The sequence below is a fragment of the Corynebacterium ulceribovis DSM 45146 genome (assembly GCF_000372445.1).
In the GTDB taxonomy this organism is placed as follows: domain Bacteria; phylum Actinomycetota; class Actinomycetes; order Mycobacteriales; family Mycobacteriaceae; genus Corynebacterium; species Corynebacterium ulceribovis.
Genome location: NZ_AQUY01000003.1, coordinates 200,173 through 215,191, shown reverse-complemented (window position 1 = coordinate 215,191; position 15,019 = coordinate 200,173). Strand labels below are relative to the sequence as shown.

The following is a 15,019-nucleotide window of genomic DNA, read 5'->3' as shown; positions in this document are numbered from 1 at the left end:
CGGGAACAGCCCCACGGTGAGTTGTTTCGGTGGTTGGTTAGACGCGCTCGATGACGGTGGCCACGCCCATGCCGCCGGCGACGCACAGGGCGATGACAGCGTAGCGGCCGCCGGAGCGGTGCAGCTCATCGATAGCAGCGCCGGTGATCATTGCGCCGGTTGCACCCAGTGGGTGGCCCATGGCGATGGCGCCGCCGTTGATGTTCAGCTTGGCTGGGTCGATGCCGAGGCGGTCGCGGGCGTGCAGCACAACGGCGGAGAAGGCTTCGTTGATTTCCCACACGTCAATGTCGCCCACGCCCAGGCCAGCTTTTGCCAGTGCGGCGCGCACTGCTGGTTCGATGCCGGTGAGCATAATGGTTGGTTCCACACCAGAGACGGCGTTGGCGACGATGCGGGCGCGTGGGGTCAGGCCCATCTCTTCGCCGGCCTTTTCGGTGCCGACCAGGGTCAGTGCGGCGCCGTCGACAATGCCGGAGGAGTTACCGGCGTGGTGCACGTGGTTAATCTGCTCTAGCTGGGTGTACTTGGTCAGTGCGACAGCGTCGAAGCCGCCGAGGTCACCAATCATGGCGAAGGCTGGCTTCAGGCCGGATAGAGATTCGACGGTGGTGCCGGGGCGGATGGTTTCGTCACGGTCCAGGATGGTCAGACCGTTTTGGTCCTTGACCGGCACGACGGAGCGGCCGAAGCGGTCTTCAGCCCACGCGGTGGCGGCGCGTTCGTGGGAGGACACCGCCAGTTCATCCAGGGTGTCGCGGTCGTACCCGCCGAGAGTGGCAATCAGGTCAGCGGAAATGCCCTGCGGCACGAAGCCGGTGTCGAAACCAACTTCCGCGTCGAGGCTCATGGCGCCGCCGTCGGAGCCCATCGGAACGCGGGACATCGATTCCACACCGCCGGCCAGCACCAGGTCGTCCATGCCGGAGTTCACTTTGGCGGCAGCCAGGTTGATGGCGGTCAGACCGGAGGCGCAAAAGCGGTTAATTTGGATTCCGCCGGTGGAGTACGGCAGTCCTGCCTGCAGTCCCGCGATGCGTGCGATGTCCTGGCCTTGGTCGCCAACGGGTGTGACGTTACCGAGGATGACGTCGGCGATCCGATTTTCGTCAAGGTTCGGGAATCGGCGTCGCATTTCGTCAATAAGCTGAACTACCAGCGTAATTGGGCGGACGGAGTGGAGGCTACCGGTGGCTTTTCCTTTGCCGCGTGGGGTGCGGATGGCATCGAAAATGAACGCATCCGTGGGTGCGCCGGCGTGCTGGCCAGCGGTGGAAGGGGTCGTCATTGTCATTCCTCTGTGCGGTCGAAATATGTGCTGTTTGTCACTTTAGCGAGGTTTGAGTGACCCGTGTTGCTATTTAATTATTTATTTTTTGCTTGGCGACGTTTTGGGGTAAACGTCGCTTAACCTACCGGGCCACCAGTGGCCGAAACTACCGGCGCATCACGAGCACCAAATTGGACGTTCCTAGCTCCCGCAGCACCGGCACCCGGTTAATCCACCACGCCCACCACGGGTGATACCGCGGGAAATCCGCCACCAGCGTGCCCGCACTCGTGTTCTTCGCCCAACGCAACCCTTCGGCCGTACCAACTTTGAACAGCGACTCGCCATACAGGTTCTTCGGGCGGTGGCCATGCTTCTTGGTATACATCCGGGCGGCGCGATGCCCACCAAGGTAATGCGTCCGACCCATCTCATGGCCACCAAATGGTCCGTACCAGCAGGTATAGGAAATAATCGCGAGTCCGCCAGGTTTGGTCACCCGCAGCATCTCTTCCGCCATCCGCCACGGCAGCGGCACATGCTCCGCCACATTCGAGGAATACACCAAGTCAAAAGAGCCGGTGCGGAAAGGCAAATCCAACCCGGAACCGCGCACCGACGACTCCAGCTCAATCCCAGCGGCCGACATTTCCCCAACATCTGGCTCCACGGACACGTAGTCCACACCAGCGTCGGCAAACGCGCGCGCGAAATAACCCGGCCCGCCACCAACATCGAGCACCGTGCGGCCGGCTAGCGCCGAGTGGCTGTCGCCCGCACTGCCTTGGCAGTCCTGCCAGATGCGTGTGAGCAGTTCAACGGTGTCATCGGCGAGGTGGCCATAGAAGCGGGCGGGATCAGTTTGTTCGTATTTGAAATCCGCGAGAAGTCCAAGAGATCGCGACAAAGTAGCGTAACGTCGCAGGGAACGCAGGGGGACGGATAAATTCATACGTTCCAGAGTAAGCAAGGAAAGTACCAACGAGGCGAAGATGCGAATTCTCATGTTGTGCTGGCGAGATACCTCGCACCCAGAAGGGGGCGGCAGCGAACGCTACCTAGAACGGGTCGCCGGCCACCTAGTGGAACAAGGCCACGACGTGATGATCCGCGCAGCCGCCTACCCCGGCGGCGCCGCCCACGAAACCTTGGCTAGCGGTGTACAGATTTCCCGCGCCGGTGGCCACCTCTCGGTCTACCCACGTGCCTGGTGGGCGATGTGGTGGGCCCGCTTCGGTTTCGGTTCCCTCGGCAAATTCGGCCGCCCCGACGTCGTGGTGGACGTGCAAAATGGTGTGCCCTTCTTCGCCCACATTTTCGCCGGCGCCCCCACCGTCATGCTCACCCACCACTGCCACCGCGAACAGTGGCCAGTCGCCGGACCAATCCTCGGCCGCATCGGCTGGTTCATCGAAGGCACCATCTCCCCGTGGCTGCACCGCAAACTGCGCTGGATCACCGTCTCTGAACCATCGGCGAAGGAACTGCGCACCCTCGGCATTCCCGCCGACAGCATCGACATTGTCCGCAACGGCGTCGACCCTGCCCCCGCAGATGCACAACTCGGCTCCCCAGCCGACCACGCTGGCCCGCACCTGGTGGTGCTGTCCCGGCTTGTGCCGCATAAGCAGATTGAGCACGCCATTGATGCCACCGCGCGGCTGGCCACCCAATTCCCCGACATTCACCTCGACATCGTGGGTTCTGGCTGGTGGCACGACAAGCTGGTGGAGCATGTCCGCAACTGCGGCATCGAAAACCACGTCACGTTCCACGGACACGCGGACGAGTACCAAAAGCACACCATTTTGTCGCGCAGCAGCATTATGTTGCTGCCGTCGCGCAAGGAAGGCTGGGGCCTAGTCGTTATCGAAGCGGGCCTGCACGCCGTCCCCACGATTGGCTACCGCTATTCCGGCGGGCTGTGCGACAGCGTTGTTGATGGCGTCACCGGGGTGCTTGTTGACGATACGGAAGGCTTTATTAGCGCAGTCCGGCAGCTCTTGGCGGACGAGCCACGGCGCCACCAGATGGGCGCAGCGGCGCAGGAACGCGCGCAGCAGTTTAGCTGGCAGCGGACGGCTGCGGCTGTCGGCGCGGTGCTCGCGCAGGCCGCGGACGACGAGTCGCAGCATAAAGCGCGACCATCAAACTGCCACCAAGCACACTAAGCCACAGCACTAACGTGCCATACACACCGGTGCGGTTCGCCGCCGGTGGCAAGTCAATCGCGCCGGGCACGCGGTAGAGGATGAGTCTTTCACCGTCGTACACCAGGTCCAGCTCAGCTAGCGCGTCAGCGGAGTTGCCTAGTGGGCCCGGGGAGTCTTCGACCAGCACCCAGCCGACACCGCGGCTAGCCAATGCTGCTGCGAGCTTTTCATCCGCTGGGGCGGAGCCGCTGAGCAAAATATCTTCTACTTCAGCGGCGGTGGTGCCTTCGCCGGTCACTTCTGTGCCAGAGACCAGTAGGTTTCCGGTGGTCAGGACGTTAGCGGGCAGGATTTTTTGTGCCGGATCGAGCACAGGGGTGCCGTCGATAATGCGGTAGGACCCGCCCGGGAGCACGGCAACAGAACTATCGTCTTGGGCGACCAGCCCAGAAATCACATTCCATTCCTGCCACAGCGGCTGTGGTTTCAATGGAGCGACGGCAGCCGGGGCATCGGGGACCGCGGCGACAATGATGCCGATGGTCGCGGCAGTCGCCGCGATGCTGCGCAGCCGGTCGCCTTGCCGTACCGCTACAGCTTCCGCACCGGCGGCTGCCAGCAGTAGATACCCGGGCAGTGCCAGCGCGACCAGCTTCTGGGTATCGCGAATCAGTCCGGTGCCCGGCACATGCTGAATTGCCCAGGACAGCAGGTTGATGCCGGGTGGGAATGCGAAGAAGATCGGCAGCGCCACCGCAAGCGCGGCCAGAATCAGCAGGCGCCGAGCGGCAGCGGCGTGAATGTGACGCGGTCTATCCGCGGCAAGCTTGTGCTGGCGCTGGAGCAGCCACCACAGCCCGGCGCCGAAGAGCGCCAACAGCAGCAGGACGCTCAGCCCCCAGTAGCCGGTTTCCCGGGAGGCGGGCACGGCTCCGGAGTTCCAGATACCGCCAAGGCCCAGAACCGCACCGACGGTGCCGGTGCCGTGCTCGGCCCGCGCGGCAAACGCAGTCACACCAGCAGCATCGCTGCTGGTCAGCCCTGCACCCTTCGGATGAGCGAAGGTGGCCCACAGCCATGGCGCGGACACCAGCACCCCGAGCAGCACAGCGCCGGCGCGTTCGGCCCAGCGTCGAGCGGCCACAATTGCCACGACTGTCGCCATAATCGCGCCAGTGGGGGTCAGTGCGCATAAGGTAATCGTCGCAATGGCCGCGGCATAAAAACCCCGGCTGACCAAGTAGGCCACCGCCGGGAGCAGCACCGCCGCGACGACCACGGACCACTGCCCCTGGAGCAGCCGTTCAACGACAAATGGGTTCCAGAGCGTCATGGTGGTCGCTGCAAGTTGGCCAATGAGCCCAGCGCCGATGAGTCGGCGTGCCAGGTACGCGGCGCTCACTCCGCCCACAATCATGGCGAGCCACAAAACTGCGCGGACCAGCATGGCGGCGTTGATGAATCGGCCTGCGATCGCTAGAAGTGCATCCTGCGGTAATGCTCGGGCGGCTGCCTCGGTAAGCCCTAAACTGGCATCGGTGAGGGCGGGGGAGGCCGGGACCACCATGTCGCGCAGTACTAACGCACCGTCGCCGAGCAGTGGCCAGGTCAGTAGGAAGGTAAGCAGTAGCGCCCAGGGGCCCACGATGGCCACATATGTGGGGCGCTGCTTTGTGCTCATAAGGAAAAAGAATACCCGCCAACCGATACGGCGGCGGGTACAACATCAGGCCGAAGCCGGTGCGTTAGCTATTGCGGTGCAGGCGGATACCGAGCACAGCCAGCACCACGCCGACCACGCCGAGAATCCACGGTGCCACGCCAGCAGCCAGGTCCATGGAGCGCTTCTTCTCCTTGGCCTTGGTCAGCTGCTTGTGCATGGTTTCGTCATTCCACTGGCCGGTGAAGTTAGTGGCGGTGCGCTTTGGATTGTTGTTTTCCTCTTCGCGACCGGGGCCAACAATGTACTCGGCTTCTTCCTGGTCCTTGGCGTAGAACTGGAAAATCTTTTCCGTACCGTTGGTGATCATGCCGGTGGATGGTTCCACGCGCAGGGTGCGTTCGGTGTAGTAGTAGCGGTCCATGGAGACGTCTTCGTCACCTTCCAGACCCCAGCGGTACGCCGGGAACTTCAGCCGCATGGAGGCCAGCACCTGCTTGTGGCCTTCGGACAGGTCATGCACACCGTGGGAGGTTGCCATCCGGGTGATGGAGTCGTGCAGGCTCACTGGGCCGACGGTCTGGTGGAACTTGTAGACCTTGACGCCTTCTTGTTCTTCTTCGGCCACAAAATCGATTGGCTTGGATTCCAGGGCGTAGACGTCGAAGTATGGGTAGGACTTCTTGTCGGTGCCGAAGCTGAACTGGTACTGGTAGCCGTCGCGGGTGAACTGTGGGGTTTCCGCTGGCTGGTTACCAGTCGCTGGCGCGGTGATTTCGTAGCTGGAGGTCGGTTCTGGAACTGGGAACGCGGTTTTGCGGTCCAGGGTGATGCGGTCGACCGATGCGGTGACCAGCGAGTGTGGTTCCTGGCGGTCCGTGCGCTGCAGCGTCTGGCCAGCTTCGAAGGTCACAACTTTGTCGTCGGCTGGGGCCTGCATGGTGACATAGCGGATCGCTTTGACGTCGGTTGGGCCCATGAAGCAGGACAGTGCCGGTTCCTTCTTCTTGTCTTTCGGCTTGCATTCCGGCTTGTCTTTGTGGATGTCGAGTGGCTTGCCGCTGGCCAGAGCGGACGCGTCCAGCAGTTTCGCTTCAGCTTCCCGGGTTTCGGACTGGCTGACGGTGTCCAGTGGAAGCACCTTCATCGCCGGCACGAGGAAGAATGGCAGTGCGAGGGCAAGGACGACAATAGCAACGCCGCACACGATTAATACGTGGGACAGTGTCCGCTTCACGGTGGCCTCCTGTGGCTGTATCTAAAAATCGATCTAAAAATGTGCAAAGGCTTTGTAGGAAAAACTAACAAGTAATCCTACTGGCGGTAGTGTTTTATGAAACTTCAGTCCGTCATTTACAAGTTCGTCGCTCAGGAGCCGATGTGTCAGACCCATCACCACGCCCGTCTCATCGCGGCTTTTTGCCTGCGCTCGAGGGGTTACGCGCGATTGCGTCGGTGGGCATTATTGTGACACACGTCGCCTTTCAAACCGGTGAGGATGTCGGCGGCCTGTTTCAGCGTGTGCTTGGCCGCTTCGACTTTTTCGTGGCGGTATTTTTCGCACTGTCTGGGTTTTTGCTGTGGCGTTCCCACGGCCGGTGGCAGGGCTGGGCGATGGCTCAGACGTATTACCTCAAGCGTGTCGCACGCATTATGCCTGCGTATTGGGTGTGTGTCGGTGTGGTGCTGCTGTTTTTTCCGGTCGCTTTCGGCACCGATGCGAAGGCCTGGCTCGCGAACCTGTTCCTGCTGCAGGTCTATGTCCCCGATGTCCTCTCCGGCGGTCTGACCCACCTGTGGAGTTTGTCGGTGGAGGTGTCCTTTTACTTGGCGATGCCGCTGATTGCGTGGGCGCTGTCCCCGATTGTGGGGATCGGTGCCCGCATCGCGACGATTTCCGCTGTCGCCGCCGCCAGCCTGGGGTGGGCGTTCCTGCCGTTGCCGCTTCCCGAGGGCTTGAATCCGCATATTTTGCCGCCCGCGTTTTTCAGTTGGTTTGCCGTGGGCATGGTGTTGGCAGAAATTGAATCGGCAGGTCCGCAGCAGTTTAGGGCTTTGCGACGTTTAGGCCGATGGCGTTTTCTATGGTTCACCATCGCGCTGGCGGGGCTGGTTGCTGCCGCGATGATCGGCCCGGAGGGTCTCGTTCGAGCGCCTGATGGTCACTTCGCGGCGCGGACCCTGTGCGGCATGTTGTTTGCTGCGGGGATTATTGCGCCCTACGCGTTGGCGCCGCAGTCCCGGTGGCTGGAACATCCGGTGATGCAGATGTTGGGCCGCTGGTCTTATGGCATTTTCTTGTGGCACGTGGCGGTGCTGTCTGTGGTGTTTCCACTGTTGGGCGTGCCAATGTTTTCCTCGAGCTTGTGGGACACGTTGGTTGTGTTCGTTGCGACGGCGGCGCTGTCTATCCCAGTGGCGGCAGCGTCCTTTGCGCTGGTGGAAGAGCCGGCTCGGAAGCGAATGGGTGCGTGGATTCGTAGCCGTGGCGGCGCCGCTACCAGCAGCAAAGCGACAGCGAGGGCTGCGAAAAGCTCGGTTGGCCAGTCGAATCCGGCATAGTTGCTGGTTGGCCACGGATCGCGGGCGAGCAAGGCACCCGCTATCAGGAAGGCACCAGCGCTTGCAGCGGCGACGAGCTGAGTGCCGCCCAAGAAGCGATGCAGCGTGATACCTGCGGCGGTCGCCACGGCTGTAATGAGCAGACCCGGCCACCCAGCGACGAGCCCCAATGTCACAGCGCCAGCCGTGAGCAGTACGGGACTTGGCAACGCCAGTGGGGTAGTGGCTTCGGGTTCGGCAGGCGCGGGAGGTTGTCGTCGATAAGCAACAATCTTTAACGCCAACCACAACACGGCTAACAGCGCAGCTAGGGCTAGGCCTAGGGCGAGGGCCCAGCGGTAGGTGGTGCCGACAGTGGTGTCAATGGTCAGGTCGCCGCCGGTTCCTGCAGGCAGGAGCCATGTCTGCTGCCATCCGTTGAGCGTGGTCGGGACGAGCTCAGTGGTGTGGTCACTGTCGGACTCAGTGGTGGGGCCACTTGTGGTGATGCGAGCTGTGCGGAAGTCGTAGCGGGCCTGCGGCAACACTACAATGCGAGCATGATCGGCCGGCGCGATGGTGCCCGACAAGTGATTGCCCGTCGCCTGACGATCGAGCGGCAGCGGAGTCGCCGAAGGCGCAGCAGTATGGGCAAGCCACGTGTCAGTAGCTAACTCCAACCACCAGGCGGTGGTCTCCACTACTACTTGGCCAGCTGGGAGCTTCACCTGCTCATCGCAGTTCCGGACCCAGTGAATCTGCTCATCGGCGCTGCCGAAACCGCCGGTGCGAATCCGAATATCCAGGCCAACGGTGCCATGCACATACTCGCCGCACGCGGAACTGCGAACCCGCACTGACGTGGGCTGATGCACTGTGAACGCGCGCTGCATCAGGCGATCCGAGCGGGTGAACACCCAGCGAGCGGGATTAGTCGCGGACTTACCCGCTTCCGCAGACCCAGTCGCATCGGGCACGGTAATGAGGCGAGTGGGAGTGATGTCCTTGCCTGCGCGGTCGAACAGTGACACTTCTGCCAAACCGGGCTGGTCAAAGGTGCCGAGCAGCGTGATGGTCACCACGTTGGCGCTGCCACCAGGGATCGTGATGTCCGCAGTTGCGCGCCGCATTACCGTGCGCTCTGTGCTGGCCGCCGGACGATGGCTCCCGCGGCCCGTGATCTGTAAGTGCTGCGCGCTCGTGCCCGCAGTGATTTTCGCGCGCGCAGCTTCCACACCATCGGGCAGCTCAAAGGTGATTTTCTCGCCGCGCCCCGAACCCAGCTTCGGTCGCCACTCAGTGTCCGTGCGCCGATCCACCAACGCATTGACCGACCGGCCGGGCACCGAGCCGCCAAAGGCGTAGGCATCCGAGACGGAGGAGGACACGCGCACCCGGCCACCTGCTTCGACCACTTCGGTCAGCGCAGGACCTGCGACTGGGTAATCCGGCAGCCGATTCGGCACCCCAGTGTCATCGCCCGGGGCGAGCACATCGGAGTTTGCGCCGCGGACCTCGCCATAGTTGCGGCTGCGCCGAGACGGAGTATCCGTCACTGTCAACAGCTCCGAGTCCGCGCCGGGCGCAGCCAACGTACGCGGCGCCGCGGCACCATCAATCGCATCCAGCACCGGCAGTACCTCCGGCCCGCCAGCGACCGGCAACACATCCGCCGCCGACACCACCGACGCAGGCGCGGCACCGTCGCCGACCCGGAAAATCTCCACTTTCCCGAAGGACGCTGCCGCAGAAATCTCATCTGACATCCGCAGCGTTGTCGCCATCGTTTTCGCCGAACCAGTGCGCTCTGACTCCGTCAAATCACGCCGGACCAGCACAAAGCCGATACCTTGCGCCCGCAATGTCTGCGCCAGCGCCGGCACATCCGACCCATAATCGAGCTGCCCCATCAGCCCATCGAGCCCGCGAATCGCTTCCGGCGGCACCAACGGCACCGCATCGCGCACCACCCATGGCACATCCCCGAGGGCCTGCAGCGGCTCATCCCGCGTCAGCCCCCACGTTTGCTCCGCAGACGGGGCATCCGGCACCACTAGCGTCCGACCGGCGTCGGGCACTTGGGCGTGCGCATCGCCGAGCCAGTCCGCTGCCTGCTGCCAATACTCCGGTACCTGCCGGTATGTGCCCTCCGGTGCCAGCCGCCCCGACCAACCCAGCGAGGTCGCCGACACCGTCAGCACCACCATCAACATGGCAACGGCCACCGCTGGCCGCTTCTCCGGATGCGCCCATGTTCCTGCACCAGCCCGAAACGGCAGATTCCGGCAGGCATGCGCCAGCCCCACCATCAGCGGCATCCACACCAGATGCGAGAACTTATGCACATTCCGAAACGGCGACAATGAACCGTCAAAAAGCGCTTTCACTGCGTCGGAAAACGGTGCGAAACTTGCATTGCCTGCGCCCATCACCAGCACGCCGAGCAGCAGCAATAGCACCCAGAATCGGCCTGCGCGCCGAAGCAGTACCAGACCGGCCAGCCCCACCGCCGCCAGCGCAACCGTCACCATAATCAGCACCGGGTCGGTGGTCAGTTCATGTCCGGCCAGTCGCTCCGTCGATACGAACGGTGTCCAACTTGTCGCGCCGCGCAGCATCTCGGTCAGATTCAGCCACCGCGTCGTCGTTTCCGCAGACTCAATGAACTCGATAAACGGCGGCGAGTAGCGCCCCAGAATCAGCAGCGGCACAATCCACCACACACTCACCGCACTCACCCCAACGCCCCATAACCCAGCGACCTTGAGGGCTTGTTGACGTTGCGGGCCATTCACAATTTGCAGCAGCAGCCACAAACCAGCTGGCACCAGTGCCGCCAGAGTCGCAGCCGCGTTGACGGCGCCGAGGCACCAGACAGCCATAACTGAGGTCAGCGTGGGCAGAAAGACGGATCGGTGGCGGTGATCGTCATTAAGCGCGGAAAGGAGTGGAACTAACACCCAGGGGGCTAACGCAAAAGTCCACGCTTCGGAAGAGATGGCGCCGATGGTGGCGATGATGCGTGGGGAAAGTGCGTACAGCAGGCCCGCGAGGATGCGGGATTCTGGGGAGCCGATGCGTAGTGCTGCCAGGAGGCGGTGCATCCCGGTGAAGGCGAGGCACAGCAGCAGCGCCCACCACGCGCGCTGAACAAACCAGTCGGGCAGGGGGCTCAGGACGGCGAAGAAGAGGCCATGGGGCCACAGGTAGCCGTAGGCCTGGTTTTGGAGCTGACCGAGGGGGAAGACGTCGGTGAAGACGCGAGTGGCCTGGGTCAGGAATCCCCACGGGTCGGCAACGAGGTCGAGTTTGGTGTCGGCTGCGGTGCGGCCGGGCGACTGGATGAACGCGAGCAGCGTCAGCAGTAGCCACCACGGGGCAAGCCGGGGCAGACGACCGCGACCGAGGTGGGGGCGGGGGCGTGGTGAGGCGGAAACTTTCACCGCAACTTAGCGGGTGCCGTACTCCACGCCGCCCATGATGGCGTCTTCAGTGGACACAGCTTGTGCTTCCGGCAGCTCGCTATCCTTGGCGATTTCCGCGATGGCGAACACTACGCCGACACCGAGGAGCCCGCCGACCAGTGCGGATGCGAGCGCCGGGCCGAGGGTGCGGCGTGGTTCGGAATCAGATTCGTAAGGCAAAATGTGCCTCCTTATTTCTTTGGCGGAACAATGAAGACCGGCCGACCAGCGTGCTTGAGCACCGCGTCGGCGACCGAAGACTGCAGGAGTCCGCGGAGGCCGGTGGTGCCGCGAGTGCCGCTGACGATGATGTCAGCATCAAGCTCGTTGGCAGCGTCAACAATGGCTGACCATACCGTAGTTGAGGACTCAACTAGGAAAGGTTCCACAACAAAACCAAGGTTTTTTGCGAAATCGGCACCGCCCTTGGCTACCTCGAGGGCTTCGGTGTAGGCAGGATCGTCATCATCCGGGGTGACATCACCCCAATTAACCTGCACCATTGCCGCTGGGCCGCCAGCCGCGTTCACCGTTTGGCGGTGCAGTGGTTCCCAGGCCGTAATGATGTAAGCCTTTTCGCAGGACAAGTAATGCGCGGCGTACTCCAGCGCCCGCTGTGCTTCCGCGGAGCCGTCGTAGGCAATCAGCATGCTTTTTTCGGTAGTCATCGTGGCCTTCTCACACTCTGTTACAGGGAACGTTCCCTCTTAACTCTATTGTTACAAAACGCGTTCTAGCTAGTGTTTTGCACCATTTGGGGGTTAGTGTATCTGCTGTGAACTATGCAGAACCACGCCGCTCCGGCGGCCGAGCTATTGCGTTGACTCTGCTCGCCATTGTGCTGCTGGCGGGGCTCGCTTACGCCGTCGATCTGTTCTTCTCCAAAAATACCGTTCCCCGCGGCGTCACCGTCGCCGGAATTGAAATCGGTGGCCTGAACGAACAGGAAGCGAAGAACCGACTACGTGGACGACTCGAAGACAAACTGAACGAACCGGTCACCTTGACCGCGGGGGAGAAAACCACCGAAGTGACCCCGCAGGCCGCCGGTTTGACGTTGGATTGGGATAAAACAATCGCCGCCGCTGGGGAACAACCACTGAACCCCCTGGTGCGGATCGGCTCCTTTTTCACCACTCGGGAAGTCGGCGTGGTCTCTGACATTGACTCCGCGAAGCTGAACACGGAAGTGACCCGCATTCAGCAGGACTTGACCATCCCACCGGTCAACGCTGCCGTGGCCTACGACAAGAAAGGCCAGCCGAAGGTCACCGATGCTGCTGACGGGCAGACCGTCAACCACGACACGGTGCTGGAGATGCTGTCGGAGCAGTGGCTGCAAGACGATGCCCGTCTCGACCTGCCGGTAGAGGTGCTGGAACCTGAGGTGAAACAGGATGCGGCCGAAGACATTATGTCTGGTGTGGTGAAGAAGCATCAGCAGCACCCACTGCAGTTTGTGGGCCGGAAAGACGTCACTGCGACTATTCCTGCGCAGGACATGGATGCGGTGCTGAAGTTTGAGGCGGATGGCAATAAATTAACGCCGAAAGCGGACGTCAAAAAGCTCCAAGCAGTGTTGGCGCCGCAACTAAAGGACACCGAAAAGAAGAAGCAAAACGCGCAGATTTCCCTGGCTGGGGGCGCGAAAACGGTGACGCCGAGCCAAGACGGTGAACTGATTGAGTGGAAGAAGTCGCTGAAGGACGTGGAGGAGTTGCTCACCGAGGGCGCGGGAAGCGACAAAGCCGCGCGCGTGGAGATGCAGTACAAGGACGATAAAGCCACCTTCACCACCAAGGACGCCGAGGCCGCGACCTTTGACGACACCGTCGGCGAGTTCACCACTGGCGGATTTTCCGGGCCGTCCGGGGAAAACATTCGTCGTACCGCTGCGCTTGTTGACGGAGCGGTGGTCGCCCCAGGCGATACCTTCAGCCTGAACGGGCACACCGGGCCACGCGGCACTGCCCAAGGCTTTGTCGAATCGGGGATTATCCTCAATGGCCGGGCGGACAAGGCTGTCGGTGGTGGCATCAGCCAGTTCGCAACGACGCTGTACAACGCTGCATACTTCGCCGGGATGGAAGACGTGGCGCACACCCCGCACAGTTATTACATCAGCCGGTACCCAGCCGGGCGGGAAGCAACCGTCTTCGAAGGGGCCATTGACCTGCAGTTTAAGAATACGAGCAAGTATCCGGTGTATATCCAGGCCACTGCCGACAGCTCGCAGGTGACCGTGCGGCTGAAAGGTGTGAAAACCGTTGATGTGCAGTCGATTCCGGGGCCACGGACGAACTACACCGACCCGCAGCGGATGGAAGTGACCGACGAGAACTGTTCGCCATCGGGCGGCGGCCGGGGCTTCACCGTGACGGACACCCGAGTGGTGAAAGACTTGAACGGCGCGGAGCTATCCCGCGAAACGCAGACGACAGTGTACGACCCGAACCCAATTGTGGTTTGTAAGTAGTGGTGATGGACGAGAGTTTTACAACGCCGGACCTGCCTCGAGGCACCCGGAACCTTGCGATTTATATCCTGTTGGCCGCCGCATTCGCGGCGATTTTGAATGAAACCATCATGTCGGTGGCCATCCCGGTGATCAAAGATGACCTGCAGATCACTTCGGCGACGGCACAGTGGCTGACCACCGCATTCATGTTGACGATGTCCGTGGTCATTCCGATTTCCGGGTTCCTTATTGACCGGTTCTCGACTCGGCAGATGTTCATCGGCGCGATGGGGTTGTTCGTTGCAGGCACCTTGATTGGTGCGGTGGCACCGGCGTTTGTGTTTGTCGTGTTAGGCCGGGCGATTCAGGCGTGCGGCACGGCGATTATGATGCCGCTGCTGATGACGACAGTGCTGCGGCTGGTGCCAGAGCACGAACGTGGCCAGATGATGGGCAACCTGACGCTGGTGATCGCGGTGGCGCCGGCGATTGGTCCGGCGGCGTCGGGGCAGATCTTGGCGATGTTCAATAACCAGTGGCACATGCTGTTTTGGACAATGGTGCCGATTTCCGTGCTGGTGCTGGTTGCGGGGGCGCTGCTGATTCCGGACGTGGGCCAGCGCAGCGACAAGCGCATTGACGTGCTGTCGGTGGTGCTGTCTGCTGTGGGATTCGGCGGGCTGATTTACGCGTTGAGCTTGGTGGGGCAGCCGAAGGTGTGGCAGTTGGCTGTGGCACTGGTGCTGGGTGTGGCTGCGCTGGTGTGGTTTGTGCGGCGGCAGTTGCGGTTGGGGCACGCGGAGCAGGCGCTGCTGGATCTGCGGTGTTTCCGAACGCGGAGTTTCCGGCTGTCGACCATGGTGCTCTCGGCGGGCATGGTGTCCATGTTTGGTCTGATTATTTTGCTGCCCCTGTCGATGGCGCTGATGGGCTACGACGTGCGCACCATTGGACTGTCATTGATGCCGGGCGCGCTGATTATGGGGTTGATGGGGCCGAGTGTGGGCCGCGTGTACGACAAGTACGGGCCGCGGGCGCTGGTGATTTCCGGTGCGACGCTGGTGTTCCTGGGGATCGCCGGGTTGGCGTGGCGGCTCGGGTTGGACATGCCGCTGTGGGAGATCATTTTCTGCCACGTACTGGTGGAAATCGGGCTGGGCTTCTTGTTCACCCCGCTGTTCAGCTGGGGTTTGGGCGAGCTGCCGATGTCGCGTTACGCGGACGGTTCGGCGATTGTCAGTACGTTGCAGCAGGTCTTCGGCGGTGTTGGTACCGCGCTGTATGTGGCGGTCGGTGTGGTGGCGACGAGCGTGATTGTCGGTGGCGGCGTGGCCGGTGGCGCTGTTGCGTCCGACGCCCAGGTGATGAGCGGCTACCGGGTTGCTTTCGTGGTCGGCGCGGTGATTGCGCTGGGCGTTGTGGGCTTGGCGACGCGAGTGAAGCGGACCATAAAGCTGGATTGATTGCCCGAAG

10 protein-coding genes and 1 pseudogene are annotated in these 15,019 nt (G+C 62.2%); 4 read left to right on the top strand and 7 right to left on the bottom strand.

Translation table 11 applies throughout. The annotated features are described in order from the left end of the window. Positions 1–37: 37 nt before the first annotated feature. Together A3EC_RS0109510 and A3EC_RS0109505 are read right to left on the bottom strand one after the other, a co-directional pair. Positions 38–1,288: an acetyl-CoA C-acetyltransferase gene (locus tag A3EC_RS0109510; protein ID WP_018024954.1), complete on the bottom strand. Its 1,251-nt coding sequence runs from the start codon at positions 1,286–1,288 to the stop codon at positions 38–40. Positions 1,289–1,436: 148 nt separating this feature from the next. After that, the gene (locus A3EC_RS0109505; RefSeq protein ID WP_018024953.1) at positions 1,437–2,222 is read right to left on the bottom strand and encodes a class I SAM-dependent methyltransferase; all 786 of its coding nucleotides are present in this window, start codon (positions 2,220–2,222) and stop codon (positions 1,437–1,439) included. Positions 2,223–2,262: 40 nt separating this feature from the next. On the opposite strand from A3EC_RS0109505, the gene A3EC_RS0109500 reads away from it, so the two are divergent. Further along, complete coding sequence (locus tag A3EC_RS0109500) at positions 2,263–3,441, top strand: glycosyltransferase family 4 protein (protein WP_018024952.1); 1,179 nt, start codon at positions 2,263–2,265, stop codon at positions 3,439–3,441. On the opposite strand, the gene A3EC_RS12040 is transcribed toward A3EC_RS0109500, so the two are convergent. Further along, positions 3,335–5,104: an MmpA family trehalose lipid delivery protein gene (locus tag A3EC_RS12040; RefSeq protein ID WP_018024951.1), complete on the bottom strand. Its 1,770-nt coding sequence runs from the start codon at positions 5,102–5,104 to the stop codon at positions 3,335–3,337. The genes A3EC_RS0109500 and A3EC_RS12040 overlap by 107 nt on opposite strands. Before the next feature lie 64 nt (positions 5,105–5,168). After that, entirely contained in the window at positions 5,169–6,320 is a 1,152-nt protein-coding gene (pgfA, locus tag A3EC_RS0109490; protein WP_018024950.1) for a cell envelope lipid trafficking protein PgfA, read from the bottom strand. Positions 6,321–6,463: 143 nt separating this feature from the next. Between pgfA and A3EC_RS12795 the strand changes: the two genes are divergently transcribed. Beyond that, a complete protein-coding gene (locus A3EC_RS12795) occupies positions 6,464–7,645 on the top strand; it encodes an acyltransferase family protein (protein WP_169331407.1) in 1,182 nt (393 codons plus the stop codon). Between the two features lie 1,457 nt (positions 7,646–9,102). On the opposite strand, the pseudogene A3EC_RS13185 reads toward A3EC_RS12795, so the two are convergent. From A3EC_RS13185 to A3EC_RS0109465, 3 genes and pseudogenes are all read right to left on the bottom strand, one after another. Next, a pseudogene (locus A3EC_RS13185) lies at positions 9,103–11,067 on the bottom strand (alpha-(1->3)-arabinofuranosyltransferase domain-containing protein); the annotation flags it as partial. Between the two features lie 6 nt (positions 11,068–11,073). After that, on the bottom strand, positions 11,074–11,268 hold the full coding sequence (locus A3EC_RS0109470; RefSeq protein ID WP_018024945.1) for a DUF2613 domain-containing protein: 195 nt from the start codon (positions 11,266–11,268) through the stop codon (positions 11,074–11,076). Between the two features lie 11 nt (positions 11,269–11,279). Then, the gene (locus tag A3EC_RS0109465; protein WP_018024944.1) at positions 11,280–11,756 is read right to left on the bottom strand and encodes a universal stress protein; all 477 of its coding nucleotides are present in this window, start codon (positions 11,754–11,756) and stop codon (positions 11,280–11,282) included. A 107-nt stretch (positions 11,757–11,863) separates the two neighbouring features. Here A3EC_RS0109465 and A3EC_RS0109460 point away from each other — a divergent pair, with 107 nt between their 5' ends. Next, positions 11,864–13,564, top strand: coding sequence for a VanW family protein (locus tag A3EC_RS0109460; protein ID WP_018024943.1), 1,701 nt, complete (start codon positions 11,864–11,866; stop codon positions 13,562–13,564). 5 nt (positions 13,565–13,569) lie between these two features. After that, positions 13,570–15,009: a DHA2 family efflux MFS transporter permease subunit gene (locus tag A3EC_RS0109455; protein WP_156812919.1), complete on the top strand. Its 1,440-nt coding sequence runs from the start codon at positions 13,570–13,572 to the stop codon at positions 15,007–15,009. Positions 15,010–15,019: the final 10 nt, after the last annotated feature.

Bases quoted from the DNA above. Each gene is read 5' to 3' on its own strand.
- A3EC_RS0109455 (WP_156812919.1), top strand. From the start codon at position 13,570: ATGGACGAGAGTTTTACAACGCCGGACCTGCCTCGAGGCACCCGGAAC.
- A3EC_RS12040 (WP_018024951.1), bottom strand. From the start codon at position 5,104: ATGAGCACAAAGCAGCGCCCCACATATGTGGCCATCGTGGGCCCCTGG.
- A3EC_RS0109500 (WP_018024952.1), top strand. From the start codon at position 2,263: ATGCGAATTCTCATGTTGTGCTGGCGAGATACCTCGCACCCAGAAGGG.
- A3EC_RS0109505 (WP_018024953.1), bottom strand. From the start codon at position 2,222: ATGAATTTATCCGTCCCCCTGCGTTCCCTGCGACGTTACGCTACTTTG.
- A3EC_RS0109465 (WP_018024944.1), bottom strand. From the start codon at position 11,756: ATGACTACCGAAAAAAGCATGCTGATTGCCTACGACGGCTCCGCGGAA.
- A3EC_RS0109510 (WP_018024954.1), bottom strand. From the start codon at position 1,288: ATGACGACCCCTTCCACCGCTGGCCAGCACGCCGGCGCACCCACGGAT.